Below are 13,413 nucleotides of genomic sequence, written 5' to 3'. Positions count from 1 at the left end.
AGTGGCACACCGAGCCTCAGCCGTCCCAGACTGCCGCGCCCTGGCGCAGGACCTCGACGCCCGATGGTGCCGCAGCCGGCCACAGCTCCACCACGTACCGGTAGTGCTCCCCGTACTCGTGGTCGTTCCAGTCCACCGGCGGCGGCCCCGCGGGCACGTACGACACCCGTGCCCGGTACAACCCCGGCAGCACCGAAAAGAACTTCTCCTGCGACGGGTAGTCGGCGGGCCCGGAAATCACGAGTTTCCCGCTCGGAACCGGAAGATCCGCTTCCACGACGTGCTCGGCGTCAGGCGAAAGAGCAGCCGGCGAAGGCAGCAGGGTCACCGAAGACTCGACCAGGTCCGAGCGTGCCGTCGCGATGGCGAGACCGCCGGGCTCCACCCCGATCCGGTGACATTCCACCGCTTCCGGCGTCCAGCCGCTGCCGGTCAACCGGGAGCGGGAGTCCCGCACCGAGAACTGCCGCTGGTCGGCGTGGACGACGAGGTGCACACGAACCACCCTAGCCAGGACCCGCCCCGAAATGGTATCGACACCGGGTTTAGCGTTGGGGCCATGACCACTGCTTCCGTCGACGTCGACACGGCCCGCAGCGAGTACGCGGCCCTGGTCGGCCGAGGCCTCTCCCTGGACATCACCCGCGGCAAGCCGTCCCCCGAGCAGCTCGACCTTTCGAACGCGCTGCTCTCCCTCCCGGGCGATGGCACCTTCAAGGCCGAGGACGGCACCGACGTCCGCAACTACGGCGGCCTCAACGGCCTGCCCGAGCTGCGCCGCATCTTCGCCGGCGCGCTGCAGGTGCCCGCCGGCCGGCTGCTGGCCGCGGGCAACTCCAGCCTCGAGCTGATGCACGACGCCGTCGTCCAGGCCCTGCTGAGCAAGGTCCCCGGCGCCGAGCGCCGCTGGGCCGACGAGCCGCAGGTGAAGTTCCTCGCCCCCGTCCCGGGTTACGACCGCCACTTCGCGCTCACCGAGCGGTTCGGCATCGAACTCGTCCCGGTCGCGATGACCGACGAGGGCCCGGACATGGACGCCGTCGAGACGCTGGTCGCCGAGGACGCGAGCGTCAAGGGCATCTGGTGCGTGCCGAAGTACAGCAACCCGACCGGTGTCACGTTCAGTGACGACGTGGTCCAGCGGCTCGCCACCATGCGCACCGCGGCGCCGGACTTCCGGATCTTCTGGGACAACGCCTACGCCGTGCACCACCTCACCGACGCCGAGCCGGAGCTCGCCGACCTCCTCGCGCTGGCGACCGAGGCCGGCAACGCCGACCGCGTGTTCGTCTTCGGCTCGACGTCGAAGATCACCCTCGCCGGCGCCGGCGTCGGCTTCTTCGGCGCGTCCGAGGCCAACCTCGCCTGGTGGACCGGGAACACCGGCAAGCGCACCATCGGCCCCGACAAGGTGAACCAGCTGCGCCACGCCCACTTCCTCAAGGACGAAGACGGCGTCCGCGCCCACATGCGCAAGCACGCCGAGATCATCGGCCCGAAGTTCGCGGCCGTCGACCGCATCCTCAGCGAGGAACTGGCCGACCTGGCGTCCTGGACCAAGCCGACCGGCGGGTACTTCATCACGCTGACCGTCCCGCAGGGCACCGCGAAGGAGGTCGTGCGGCTGGCGAAGGAGGCCGGGGTCGCGCTGACCCCCGCCGGGGCGACCCACCCGCACGGGAACGACCCGGCCGACGCCGTCATCCGGATCGCGCCGACCTTCCCGAAGCTCGCGGAGGTCGAAGAGGCCGTCCGCGCGCTGGCCGTGTGCGTCCGGCTCGCCGTCGCGCAGCGCGGCTGACCTGGGGAAACCCAAGTCGATCAAAAATTTTCCCGATTTGACCGAGCCGGGGGACGCCCAGGTACGTATGACCGGTGGGTGAGGTGGACGAACTCGTCACGAGAGGACGTCCCCCGGTGTTCGGAAAACGCTACACAGAGCAGCTGATCGAGCGCAGCGCGGAGAACGCGACCGACCGCCGCCGCTTCCTCAAGGCTGCGGGAGCGGCGGGACTCGGCGTCGCGGGTGCCGGCGCGCTCGGCACGGCGCTGTCGCTGGGCCTCGGCTCGGCGGGTGCCACGTCGCAGTACGGTGCGCAGGGAGGTGACAAGGCGAAGGAGGCGGCGAGTGACGCCGCCGTGCTGAACTTCGCGTTGAACCTCGAGTACCTCGAGGCGAACCTGTACTCGTTCGCCGTCTACGGCTACGGGCTGAACGAGAAGTACGTCAACGGCGTCGGCAACCTCGGCAAGGTGTCCGGCGGCCACGCGGTGAAGTTCAAGAGCGAGCACACCAAGCAACTCGTCCAGGAGATCGCCGGCGACGAGGTCGCGCACGTCAACTTCCTGCGCAAGGCGCTGGACAAGGCCGCCGTCGCGCAGCCGGAAATCGACTTCCAGAACAGCTTCACCGCGGCCATGCAGGCCGCCGGCGTGATCAAGCAGGGCCAGACGTTCGACCCGTTCGGCAGCGAGAACAACTTCCTGCTCGCCGCCTACCTGTTCGAGGACGTCGGCGTCTCCGCCTACAAGGGCGCCGCCCCGCTGGTGAACAACAAGACCTTCCTCGACGCGGCCGCGGGCATCCTGGCCGTCGAGGCCTACCACGCCGGAATCGTGCGGTCGGCCCTGTTCGAGCGCGGCCTCGGGGACATCACGAACAAGATGTCCGACGCCCGCGACAGCCTCGACGGCAAGGCCGACGACGACGAAGGCGTCATCAAGGACGGCAAGGCGAACCTCGTCCCCGCGGACGCGAACGGCATCGCGTTCGGGCGTTCCGCGGACCGCGTGCTCAACATCGCCTACCTGAACCCGGACAAGGTGTCCTCGGGTGGCTTCTACCCGCGCGGCCTGAACGGCGAGATCGCCACCAGCGGTGCGAAGGAGAAGTAGGCCCCGCGTGCCGCCGTCACGGTAACGTCGGCGACGGCGGCACGCGGAGTCGAGGGGGCGCGAAGTGCGGGTACTGGTCGCGGGTGGCGGGATCTCGGGCACGGTCACGGCGATGGCGCTGAAGCTCGCCGGGCACGAACCGGTCGTGTACGAGGCCCACCCCACCGGTGGGGACGACGCCGGCGCGTTCCTCACGATCATGCACAACGGCATGGACGCCCTGCGCGCGATCGGTGCCGACGGCCCGGTGATCGAGGCGTCCTCCGCCGCCTACGGCGTCGAGCTCGTCGCCCCGACGGGGGAGACCGTCGGGCGGCGCGAGTTCGACACCGAAGGGCTCGACGGGCCGCGCACCCTGACCCGCGCGACGCTCTACCGCGTCCTGCAGGACGAAGCCGCGCGCCGCGGTATCCCGCTGGAGCGCGGCCGCCGGCTGGTGGGCGCGCAGCCCGGCCCGGACGGGAGCACGGCGGAGTTCGCCGACGGCACCACCGAAACGGGTGACGTGCTGGTCGGCGCGGACGGGTTGCGCTCGGTCGTCCGGCGGCTGATCGACCCGGCCGCGGACGAGCCCCGCTACACCGGCCTGACCGTGGTGTACGGCTACACGCGGGCGGGCGGATTGCCTGCCGCGCCGGGGATCTACCGGATGGCCCGCGGCAGCCGGGCGGCCTTCGGGTTCACCACGGACCCGGACGGCGCCACCTTCTGGTTCGCCCGCATCCCGGACGCCGAGCGGCCCCGCGACGAGATCGCCGCGGTCACCCCGGCGGGCTGGCGCGAGTTCGCGTACGCGGCGTTCGACGGAGACCCGTTGCCGTGCACGGACATCATCGCCGCCACGGGGGACGAGGTGTTCGGCGGGCACTCGTACGACGTCCCGGAGACGCGGGTGTGGTCGACGCCCGAGATGGTCCTCGTCGGCGACGCCGCGCACGCCGCGTCCCCGGCCGCCGGTCAGGGGGCGTCGATGGCGCTGGAGGACAGCGTGGTCCTGGCGCAGTGCCTGCGCGACCTGCCGGATCCGGCCTCGGCTTTCGCGGCCTACGAGGGGTTGCGCCGGGAACGCGTGGAGAAGCTGGTCGCGGCAAGCGCGGGCCAGGACGTCGGCGAAGAGAGCGGCTGGCTGTACTCGCACCACATCGACTGGGACGCGAAGATCACCGTCTAGGGGTCTGCCGCGGCTTGTCGTGAGTGAGAAACAGTGTTAGAATACTGTTTCTCACTCACGACCGGGAGCCGCAGGATTCGCGGACCACCAGTTTCGTCGGCAGCAGCACCGGTTCCGGTGCGTCGGCGTTCTCGAGCATCGCCAGCAGCGCGCCGGCCGCTGCCGTGCCGAAGCCCGGTTTGTCCTGGGCCACCGTCGTCAGCGCCGGGTCCACCAGGGACGCCACCTCGATGTCGTCGAATCCCACCACGGCCAGGTCCGCCGGGACCTGCAGCCCGGCCGCGCGGGCCGCCAGGAGCGCCCCCACCGCCATCTCGTCGCTCGCCGCGAACACCGCCGTCGGCGGGTCCTTTCTGGCCAGGAGCCGGCGCATGCCGACGAAGCCGCTCTCGCGGTAGAAGTCGCCCGTGATCACCAGGTCCTCGCGCGCCTCCAGCCCCGCCTCCGCCAGGCCGCGCCGGTAGCCCTCGGTCCGGGCGGTCGCGGGCGCGTTGCCGCGCGGGCCGGTGATCGTCGCGATCCGGCGGTGGCCCAGGGACGCCAGGTGCCGGACCGCCGACGCCGCGCCGCCGGCGTTGTCCGACGTCACGTACGTCGCCCGTGGTCCGGACAGGGCCACGTCCAGCGCGACGCACGGCAACCCCGACTGGGCGAACGCCGTGAACGCCTCGGCGTCCGTCCCGCTGTCGATCAGCACCAAGCCGGCCAGGTGGTGACGCCGGGTCATGCTCACGTAGGCGAGCGGGTCGGCCAGTGACACGCCCGGGTGGCGGTCGCGGGCGTCGTCGCTGGTCGCGAGCATCAGCAGGTGGTAGCCGTGCGAACTCAGCGCGGACTTGAGGCCCAGCAACAGGTCCTGCAGGAACGGGTGCCGCCAGCCGGGCCGCCGGTGGTCGGTGTCCCAGACCAGCCCGACCATCGCCGACTGCTGCCGCGACAGCGCCCGCGCCGACTCGTTCGGCGAGAAATCCAGGTCCCGCGCCACGCGTTCGACGCGTTCGCGCGTCGTCGCGCTGACCGTGGCGGGGCGGTTGAAGACCCGCGACACGGTGGCGACGGAAACCCCGCAGAGCTGCGCTACTTCGCGGGCAGTGACCATGGCGATCTCCGTTCTTGTAACCGGTTACATCAGTAGCACACGATCTCAGGCTGCGTAAACGCCGGAGTCAGTTACCATTTCGTTACTTGACGGATGGTTGCTGGGAGCGCTCTCATGGGACCCGCGTTTTCCCGACGGCCCGCAGAACAACGGAGATCTCATGCGCCCGAAAACGACGAACCGCCGGCTTCGCCTGATCGCCGGGGCGTGCGCCGCCCTGGCCGCGGTCACCGCGCTGACCGCCTGCGGTGGCGGTGGCAGCGCCGCCGGCGGCGGCAAGGTCAAGCTGAGCCTCGGCCTGTTCGGCAACTTCGGCTACACCGACCTGATCAAGGAGTACCAGGCGGCGCACCCGGACATCGAGATCACCGAGCGGACCGCCGCCTACTCCGACCACCACAAGAACCTCGCCGCGCACCTGGCCACCGGCGCCGGCGCCGCGGACGTCGAGGCCATCGACACCGGGTACGTCGCCCAGTTCAAGGCGGCGCCGGACAAGTTCGTCGACCTCAACACCGTCGGCGGCGACAAGCTCAAGGACCGCTGGCTGGCCTGGAAGTGGGCGGCGTCGCTGGCCAAGGGCGGCCAGCAGATCGGCTACGGCACCGACGTCGGCGGCCTGGCCATCTGCTACCGCCGCGACCTGTTCGAGCAGGCCCAGCTGCCCGCCGACCGCGACGCCGTCTCCGCGCTCTGGCCGACCTGGCAGGCGTTCTTCGAGACCGGCAAGCGCTTCCAGGCCAAGGCCCCGAACGGCGTCAAGTTCATGGACGGCGGCCCGACCGTGCTCAACGCGATCGTCGGCCAGGCACCGCAGGGCTACTACGACCAGAACGACCAGATCATCGTGGGCAGCAACCCGGCGCTGCGCCAGGGCTGGGACCTCGTGGTCGACGCGGTCAAGGCGAACCTGAGCGCGGGCCTGCTCTACAGCACGCCGCAGTGGAATACCGGCTTCACCCAGGGGCAGTTCGCCACCGTCACCTGCCCGGCCTGGATGATGACCAAGATCAAGGACCAGGCGCCGGACACCGCGGGCAAGTGGGACGTCGCGGCCGTGCCCGGCGGGGGCGGCAACTGGGGCGGTTCGTACCTGACCGTGCCGAAGCAGGGCAAGCACACCAAGGAAGCCGCCGAGCTCGCCGCCTGGCTGACCGCGCCCGAGCAGCAGGCGAAGGTGTTCACCAGCAAGGGCCTGCTGCCGTCGGCGCCGTCGCTCTACGACGACCCGAAGATCACCTCCTACACCAACCCGTTCTTCAACAACGCGCCCGTCGGCAAGGTCTTCACGGACGCGGCGAAGAAGCTGAACCCGCAGTACCAGGGCCCGAAGGCCGGCGACGTGCAGACCGAGTTCGGCAACGCGATGCAACGCGTCGAGCAGGGCAAGCAGGACGGCCCGGCGGCGTGGCAGCAGCTGGTCGGTGACGTCTCGAAGATCAAGTAATGGCACTCACCTTCGCCGAGCGGCGGCAGAAGTGGGACGTCAAGCTGTCGCCGTTCGGTTTCATCAGCCCGTACTTCCTCATCTTCGGCGTCTTCGGGCTCTTCCCGCTGCTGTACACGGCGTTCGTGTCGCTGCAGAAGCGGAACCTCATCGACGCCGAAGGCGCCCAGTTCATCGGGTTCGGCAACTACGAGCAGCTGCTGTTCCACGACCCGTACTTCTGGAACTCGATGGGGAACACGGTCAGCCTGTGGCTGCTCACCACGGTTCCGCAGATCCTGTTCGCGCTCGGCATCGCGCACCTGCTCAACCGGCGGCTGCGCGGGCGGATGTTCTTCCGGATGGGGATGATCCTGCCGAACATCACCTCGGTGGCGGCGGTGACGATCATCTTCGCGCAGCTGTTCGGCCGGGACTTCGGCCTGGTCAACTGGGTGCTGAGCTGGTTCGGCGCCGGCCAGGTCGACTGGCAGGCCGGCACGGCCAGCTCGCACACCGCCATCGCGGCGATGGTGGTGTGGCGCTGGACCGGCTACCACGCGCTGATCTTCCTGGCGTCGATGCAGGCGATCCCGTCGAGCATGTACGAGGCCGCCACCCTCGACGGCGCCAAGGGGTGGCAGCAGTTCTGGCGGATCACCGTGCCGCTGCTGCGGCCGCAGATCATCTTCTCGACGGTGATCGCGACGACCGGGAACATGCGGCTGCTGGCCGAGCCGCTGCTGTTCAACCCCGGCACCGCGGCCGCCACCGGCGGCTCCGACCGGCAGTTCCAGACCGCCGCGCTCTACCTCTACGAGCAGGGCTTCACCAAGTACGACTTCGGCTACAGCTCGGCGATCGCGCTGATCCTGGCCGTGGCCACGATGCTCGTCGCGGGCCTGTCGTACCTGGTCACCCGGCGGATCCAAACGGACTGAGGAGCGACATGACTTCCGTGCTGACCTCGGCGCCCGCCGCGCCGCCGAGCCCGCCCGGCCGGGCGCGGCGGCTGGTCCGGCGGGCCACGAGCCCGTGGACCTACGCCGCGCTCATCGCGATCCTGGCCGGCTCGGCGTTCCCGGTGTACTGGTCGTTCGTCGTCTCTTCGCAGACGACGGAGGCGGTCGGGAAGGTCCCGCCGGTGCTCGTGCCCGGCGGGCACCTGTTCGAGAACATCGCCCGCGTCTTCGACGAGACGGACTTCGCGCTGGCGCTGGGCAACTCGCTGATCGTCGCGGGCACGATCACCGTGTCGGTCGTGCTGTTCTCGACGCTGGCGGGGTTCGCCTTCGCCAAGATGCGCTTCCGCGGGCGGACGTTCCTGCTGCTCGTCGTGGTCGCCACCCAGGCGATCCCGACCGAGCTGGGTGTCGTGCCGCTGTACATGATGATGGCCGACTTCGGGTGGGCCGGGCAGCTGCAGGCGGTGATCGTGCCCGGCCTGGTCACCGCGTTCGGCGTGTTCTTCATGCGCCAGTACTTCGAGCGGGCACTGCCGCTGGAGCTGCTGGAAGCGGGCCGGATGGACGGCTGCGGCTCGCTGCGGCTGTTCTGGCACGTGGCCCTGCCCGCCGCCCGCCCGGCCGCGGCGGTGCTCGGCCTGTTCACCTTCATGCAGGCGTGGAACGACTTCTTCTGGCCGCTGGTGGTGCTGGTGCCGGAGAACCCGACCGTCCAGACCGCACTGTCCACACTGGCCAGTGGCTACACCACCGACTACACGCTCGTGCTCACCGCCGCCACCATCGGCACCGTCCCCGTCCTGATCGTGTTCCTGCTGTTCGGCCGCCAGATCGTGGGCGGCATCATGCAGGGCGCGCTCAAGGGCTGACCTTCCCGGAGCTCACTGTGACCACCAGTTTCCCGCCCGGCTTCCGCTGGGGCGTAGCGACTTCGGCGTTCCAGATCGAGGGCGCCACCACCGCGGACGGCCGCGGACCGTCCATCTGGGACACCTTCGCCGCGGTGCCGGGCGCGGTGGCGGGCGGTGACACCGGGGAACCGGCGGCCGACCACTACCACCGCTGGCCGGACGACCTGGCCCTGCTCACCGGGCTGGGCGTGGACTCGTACCGGTTTTCGGTGTCCTGGCCGCGCGTCCAGCCGGACGGGCGCCGCGTGGAGCGCCGCGGCCTCGACTTCTACCGGCGGCTCGTGGAAGGGCTGCGGGAGAAGGGGATCGAGCCGTTCCTGACGCTGTACCACTGGGACCTGCCCCAGGCCCTGGAGGACGCGGGCGGCTGGCGCTCGCGCGACACGGCGTACCGGTTCGCCGAGTACGCGGCGCTGGTGCATGGGGAACTCGGGGACGTCGTGGACTTCTGGACGACCCTGAACGAGCCGTACCCGTGCGCGGTGGCGGGGTACGGCGAGGGCCGCCACGCGCCGGGGGCGCGGGAGGGACACGGCGCGCTGGCGGCCGCCCACCACCTGCTGCTCGGCCACGGCCTGGCGGTCCGGGCGATGTGCGAGCGGGCGGCGTTGCCGCACCAGTTCGGCATCGTCCTCAACCAGTCACCGGCGGTCCCGGTCTCCGACTCGGCGGCCGACGCCGCGGCGGCGGCCCGCCAGGACACGCTGCTGCGCCGCCAGTTCACCGACCCGCTGTTCGGCGGCCGCTACGCCCCGGGCCTGCCGGCGATGTTCGACGGCGTCTCGGACTTCTCGTTCCGCCGCGACGAAGACCTGGAGATCATCGCGGCGCCCCTGGACTACCTGGGCGTGAACTACTACTACCGCCTGCACGTCGCGGACGCCCCGCACCGCGAGCCGGACCCGGCGTCGAGGACGGTGGCCGACATCGGCGTGGACACTTCGCGGCTGCCGGACGTCCCGCGGACCGGGATGGGCTGGCCGGTCGAGCCGGAGGGCCTCACGGAAGCGTTGGTCGGCCTGCACAACCGGTATCCCGGCCTGCCACCGGTGTACGTCACGGAGAACGGCTGCGTGTACGCGGACCGGAGTGATTTCGCGGACTACGAGCGCATCAGCTTCTTGAGCGAGCACATCGAGGCGGCCCGCACGGCCGCCGCGGCCGGCGTGGACCTGCGCGGGTATTTCTGCTGGTCCCTGCTGGACAACTTCGAGTGGGCGCACGGGTACAAGCACCGGTTCGGCCTGGTCCACGTGGACTACGCGACGCAAGCGCGCACGCCCCGGTCGAGTTACCGCTGGTACCGCGACTTCATCGCGGCCCAGCGGTCCCTCGGGTGACTACTTCTTGTAGAGACCTTCGATGTCGTTCGCGTAGTTCTTCGAGACCACGTTCCGCTTCAGCTTCAAGCTCGGCGTGATCTCCCCGCCCGCCTCGGTGAAGTCGTTCGCCAGCACGGTGAACTTCTTGATCGCCTCGGCCTTGGATACCGACTTGTTGGCCTCGTCCACCGCGGCCTGGATCTCCGCGAGCAGGTCGGCGTCCGAAGCCAGGTCCGCGACCGTGGCCGAGGCGGGCTTGCCGTGCTGGGTCTTCCAGGACGGGAAGTACTCCTCGTCCACCGTCACCAGGGCCGCGATGAACGGGCGCTGGTCGCCCACCACCATCGCCTGGCTGACCAGCGGGGACGCCTTGATCGTGTCCTCGAGGCCGGACGGGGCGACGTTCTTGCCGCCCGCCGTCACGATGATCTCCTTCTTGCGGCCGGTGATCTTGAGGAACCCGTCCGCGTCCAGCTCGCCGAGGTCGCCCGTGTGGAACCAGCCGTCGGTGAGCGCTTCCTTGGTGGCGGCCGGGTTGTTGTAGTACGCCCGGAACACGACGTCGCCCTTGAGGAGCACCTCGCCGTCGTCGGCGATGCGGACCGACGTGCCGTTGACCGGCTTGCCGACCGTGCCCACGCGGAACGCCGTCTGGGTGTTGACGTTCGCCGCTGCGGACGTCTCGGTCAGGCCGTAGCCCTCGAACACCGGGACGCCGATGCCGCGGAAGAAGTGCGCCAGCCGCGCGCCCAGGGGAGCGCCGCCGGAGACCGCCGCGACGCAGCGGCCGCCGAGGGCCGCGCGCAGCTTGCCGTAGACCAGCTTGTCGAACGCCAGGTGCTTCAGCTTCAGCCCGAGCCCGGCGCCGCCGTGGTCCTGCGCCTCGCTGTAGGCGACCGCCGTGGCCTCCGCGGCGTCGAAGATCTTGCCCTTGCCTTCGCTGTGCGCCTTCTGCTTGGCCGAGTTGTAGACCTTCTCGAACACGCGCGGCACCGCGACCACGAACGTCGGCCGGAAGGTGCCCAGGTCGGCGACCAGGTTCTTGACGTCCGGGGTGTGGCCGAGGGTGACGCGGGCGGTCAGCGCGGTGACGGCGATCGCGCGGGCCAGCACGTGCGCCAGCGGCAGGAAGCACAGCAGCGAGTTGCCCTGCTCCATCAGCTGCGGGAACGCCTCGATGTCGGCGCGGATCTCGGCCAGGAGGTTGCGGTGGGTCAGCTCGACGCCCTTGGGGCGGCCGGTGGTGCCCGAGGTGTAGACGATGGTGGCGAGCTCGTCCGCGGTCACCTCGCGGCGCCGGTCGTGCAGCTCGTCGTCCGACAGGGACGCGCCCAGCGCGGAGAGCTCTTCGACGGCGGGGGAGTCGCCCTCGATCTGCCACGTGTTCTGCAGGTCGGTGAGCCGGTCCCGGATCTGCTCGACCGCCGCGGCGTGGGCGTTCGTCTCGACGAAGATGCCCTTCGCGGCCGAGTCGGAGAGGATCCAGTGCACCTGCTCCGGGGAGGACGTGTCGTAGATCGGGACGGTGACCGCGCCGGCGGCCCAGATCGCGAAGTCGATCAGCGTCCACTCGTAGCGGGTCTTCGACATGATCGCGACGCGGTCGCCGCGGCCGATCCCGGCCTGGGCCATGCCCTTGGCCACGGCCAGCACCTCGGCCGCGAACTCCTTGGCGGTCACGTCCAGCCAGCTGCCCTCGACCTGGCGGCGGAAGCTCACCACGTCGGAGAACCGCTCGGCGTTCGCCCAGACGACATCGGACATGTTCTCGTCGTCGGCCACCGGCTTGCCGGCGGGAGCGCTGTATTCGCGCACGTGGACCTCCGTGTTCAACGCGTGCGGCAGGCGACACCGCTGTTACCCGCCAGTCAACTTAGCGTGGTGAGCACCTTAAGACCATGCTGATCGCCCGTGCGCGGCGAGGCCGTGACATTCTTCGCACGTGACCGCGCCACCCTCCCTCGACATCGTCGACGAGACCTTCCTCGCCGTGCCGCCGGCCACCGTGGCCGCGGTTTTCGCCGAACCGGCGTCCTGGCGGCGCTACTGGCCCGACCTGGTCCTGGAGGTCTACACCGACCGGGGTGACAAGGGCCTGCGCTGGACCGTGCGGGGCGCCCTCGTCGGTACGATGGAGGTCTGGCTCGAGCCGGTGCTCGACGGCACCCTGCTGCACTACTTCCTGCGGGCGACCCCTGCTGATGCGGCCGGGACGCCCCGGGTGCTCGCGCCGCGCGAACTGCGCCGGGAGTTCGACCGGCGGGCCCGCGCGGCGAAGGCGATCGCGCTCGGGCTGAAGGAGATCCTGGAGGACGGGCGCGAGCCCGGCGTTCCTCCGCGCGTCGAGGGCTAAGGGGACCAGGGGTGCGGGTACACGTCGTCTCGGACGTGCACGGCAACGCGGATGCGCTGAAGCAGGCGGGCGACGGGGCCGACGCCCTGGTCGTGCTCGGCGACCTGATCGACTTCGTCGACTACCACGACCACGAGAAGGGCATCATGGGTGCCCTGTTCGGCGCGGAGAAGGTGGCCGGGTTCGCCCGGCTGCGCCGCGAGGGCACCCGTGACGAAACCGTTGCCTACTCTCGGGAGCTCTGGGCGAGCCTCGACGACCCGGCCGCCGCGGTCGACGAAGCCATCCGCGCCCAGTACGCGACGCTGTTCGCGGCGATGACCGCGCCCACCTACGCCACCCCCGGCAACGTCGACACGCCGGACCTGTGGCCCGAGTTCGCCGGCGAGGGCATCCGGGTCCTGGACGGCGAGGTGGCCGAGATCGGCGGCCTGCGGTTCGGCTTCGTCGGCGGCGCGCTGCTGCCCGACGGCGTGGTCCCGCGCCGCCGCAAGGGCGCCGCCTGGCGCCCCTACCTGCGGGATCGCGAAGACTACGACCGCAGCGTCGCCGCGCTCACCGACGTCGACGTCCTCTGCACGCACGGCCCGCCTGCCCTGCCGGAGCTGGTCTACGACGTCGTGGCGCGCCGCAACGAGATCGGCTCGGTGGCGCTGCTGGAGCTGATCCGGGCGCAGCGGCCGCGGTGGTCGGTGTTCGGGCACGTGCACCAGCCCCTCGCGCCGCGCGCCCGGGTCGGCCTGACCGAGTGCCGTAACGTGGGTCACTTCAAGGAGACCGGGCAGCCCTACGTGCTGCGCTGGTGACCGACCGCGGCGGCTACGCTTCGACCCATGGCCGAGCAGTCCACACAGTCCATCGAGGTCGACGCCGAGCCCAGCCGGGTGATGGCCGTGATCGCCGACTTCCCCGCCTATCCGGAATGGGCCAAGGCCGTCCGGGAGACCGAGGTCCTCGACACCGACGCCGGCGGGCGGGCCAAGCAGGTCAAGCTCACCCTCGACGCGGGCCCGATCAAGGACGTCTACACCCTCGAGTACGACTGGGACGAAGACGGCCTCGGCGTCAGCTGGCACCTGGTCAAGGGCCAGATGCAGAAGGCGCAGAACGGCCGCTACGCGCTGGCCGACCTCGGCGGCGGCCGGACGCGGGTCACCTACACCCTGTCGGTCGAGCTGGCCCTGCCGATGATCGGCCTGCTGCGCCGCAAGGCCGAGAAGATGGTCATGGACACCGCGCTGAAGGAGCTCAAGAAGCGGGCTGAGGGGTAG

At 70.5% G+C, this 13,413-nt stretch carries 13 protein-coding genes; 10 read left to right on the top strand and 3 right to left on the bottom strand.

Annotation, left to right across the window (positions count from 1 at the left end; all coding sequences use genetic code 11):
• Positions 1–16: 16 nt before the first annotated feature.
• The gene (locus AB0J55_RS23940) at positions 17–496 is read right to left on the bottom strand and encodes a hypothetical protein (RefSeq protein WP_364252333.1); all 480 of its coding nucleotides are present in this window, start codon (positions 494–496) and stop codon (positions 17–19) included.
• A 63-nt stretch (positions 497–559) separates the two neighbouring features.
• Here AB0J55_RS23940 and AB0J55_RS23935 point away from each other — a divergent pair, with 63 nt between their 5' ends.
• The 3 genes from AB0J55_RS23935 (at position 560) to AB0J55_RS23925 (ending at position 4,066) form a co-directional block, all read left to right on the top strand.
• Positions 560–1,801: an aminotransferase class I/II-fold pyridoxal phosphate-dependent enzyme gene (locus AB0J55_RS23935; RefSeq protein ID WP_364252330.1), complete on the top strand. Its 1,242-nt coding sequence runs from the start codon at positions 560–562 to the stop codon at positions 1,799–1,801.
• A 116-nt stretch (positions 1,802–1,917) separates the two neighbouring features.
• Positions 1,918–2,895, top strand: coding sequence for a ferritin-like domain-containing protein (locus tag AB0J55_RS23930; RefSeq protein ID WP_364252327.1), 978 nt, complete (start codon positions 1,918–1,920; stop codon positions 2,893–2,895).
• A gap of 64 nt (positions 2,896–2,959) precedes the next feature.
• Positions 2,960–4,066, top strand: coding sequence for an NAD(P)/FAD-dependent oxidoreductase (locus AB0J55_RS23925; RefSeq protein ID WP_364252324.1), 1,107 nt, complete (start codon positions 2,960–2,962; stop codon positions 4,064–4,066).
• Positions 4,067–4,121: 55 nt separating this feature from the next.
• Here the strand turns inward: AB0J55_RS23925 and AB0J55_RS23920 are convergent, their stop codons facing one another.
• Entirely contained in the window at positions 4,122–5,165 is a 1,044-nt protein-coding gene (locus AB0J55_RS23920) for a LacI family DNA-binding transcriptional regulator (RefSeq protein ID WP_364252321.1), read from the bottom strand.
• A 160-nt stretch (positions 5,166–5,325) separates the two neighbouring features.
• On the opposite strand from AB0J55_RS23920, the gene AB0J55_RS23915 reads away from it, so the two are divergent.
• Genes AB0J55_RS23915 through AB0J55_RS23900 form a run of 4 tightly spaced genes read left to right on the top strand, consistent with a single transcriptional unit; the run spans position 5,326 to position 9,807 of the window.
• Positions 5,326–6,612, top strand: a complete 1,287-nt coding sequence (locus tag AB0J55_RS23915) for an extracellular solute-binding protein (RefSeq protein WP_364252318.1) — start codon at positions 5,326–5,328, stop codon at positions 6,610–6,612.
• Complete coding sequence (locus AB0J55_RS23910) at positions 6,612–7,532, top strand: sugar ABC transporter permease (protein WP_364252315.1); 921 nt, start codon at positions 6,612–6,614, stop codon at positions 7,530–7,532. The genes AB0J55_RS23915 and AB0J55_RS23910 overlap by 1 nt, the downstream gene beginning before the upstream one ends.
• Before the next feature lie 8 nt (positions 7,533–7,540).
• Positions 7,541–8,425, top strand: coding sequence for a carbohydrate ABC transporter permease (locus tag AB0J55_RS23905; protein ID WP_364252312.1), 885 nt, complete (start codon positions 7,541–7,543; stop codon positions 8,423–8,425).
• 17 nt (positions 8,426–8,442) lie between these two features.
• Entirely contained in the window at positions 8,443–9,807 is a 1,365-nt protein-coding gene (locus AB0J55_RS23900; RefSeq protein ID WP_364252309.1) for a GH1 family beta-glucosidase, read from the top strand.
• On the opposite strand, the gene AB0J55_RS23895 is transcribed toward AB0J55_RS23900, so the two are convergent.
• Positions 9,808–11,604, bottom strand: coding sequence for a long-chain fatty acid--CoA ligase (locus AB0J55_RS23895; RefSeq protein WP_364252306.1), 1,797 nt, complete (start codon positions 11,602–11,604; stop codon positions 9,808–9,810).
• 127 nt (positions 11,605–11,731) lie between these two features.
• Here AB0J55_RS23895 and AB0J55_RS23890 point away from each other — a divergent pair, with 127 nt between their 5' ends.
• From AB0J55_RS23890 to AB0J55_RS23880, 3 genes are read left to right on the top strand one after another with little or no spacing between them, the layout of a single operon-like run.
• On the top strand, positions 11,732–12,142 hold the full coding sequence (locus tag AB0J55_RS23890; protein WP_364252303.1) for a polyketide cyclase / dehydrase and lipid transport: 411 nt from the start codon (positions 11,732–11,734) through the stop codon (positions 12,140–12,142).
• Positions 12,143–12,153: 11 nt separating this feature from the next.
• Positions 12,154–12,948 (top strand): metallophosphoesterase, encoded by a 795-nt coding sequence (locus AB0J55_RS23885; RefSeq protein WP_364252300.1) that lies wholly within the window; start codon positions 12,154–12,156, stop codon positions 12,946–12,948.
• Between the two features lie 27 nt (positions 12,949–12,975).
• A complete protein-coding gene (locus AB0J55_RS23880) occupies positions 12,976–13,413 on the top strand; it encodes an SRPBCC family protein (RefSeq protein ID WP_003074379.1) in 438 nt (145 codons plus the stop codon).

It is taken from the genome of Amycolatopsis sp. NPDC049688, assembly GCF_040674975.1.
In the GTDB taxonomy this organism is placed as follows: domain Bacteria; phylum Actinomycetota; class Actinomycetes; order Mycobacteriales; family Pseudonocardiaceae; genus Amycolatopsis.
This window is presented reverse-complemented; position numbering and strand designations above follow the sequence as displayed.

Bases quoted from the DNA above. Each gene is read 5' to 3' on its own strand.
- AB0J55_RS23935 (WP_364252330.1), top strand. From the start codon at position 560: ATGACCACTGCTTCCGTCGACGTCGACACGGCCCGCAGCGAGTACGCG.
- AB0J55_RS23920 (WP_364252321.1), bottom strand. From the start codon at position 5,165: ATGGTCACTGCCCGCGAAGTAGCGCAGCTCTGCGGGGTTTCCGTCGCC.
- AB0J55_RS23915 (WP_364252318.1), top strand. From the start codon at position 5,326: ATGCGCCCGAAAACGACGAACCGCCGGCTTCGCCTGATCGCCGGGGCG.
- AB0J55_RS23910 (WP_364252315.1), top strand. From the start codon at position 6,612: ATGGCACTCACCTTCGCCGAGCGGCGGCAGAAGTGGGACGTCAAGCTG.
- AB0J55_RS23905 (WP_364252312.1), top strand. From the start codon at position 7,541: ATGACTTCCGTGCTGACCTCGGCGCCCGCCGCGCCGCCGAGCCCGCCC.
- AB0J55_RS23880 (WP_003074379.1), top strand. From the start codon at position 12,976: ATGGCCGAGCAGTCCACACAGTCCATCGAGGTCGACGCCGAGCCCAGC.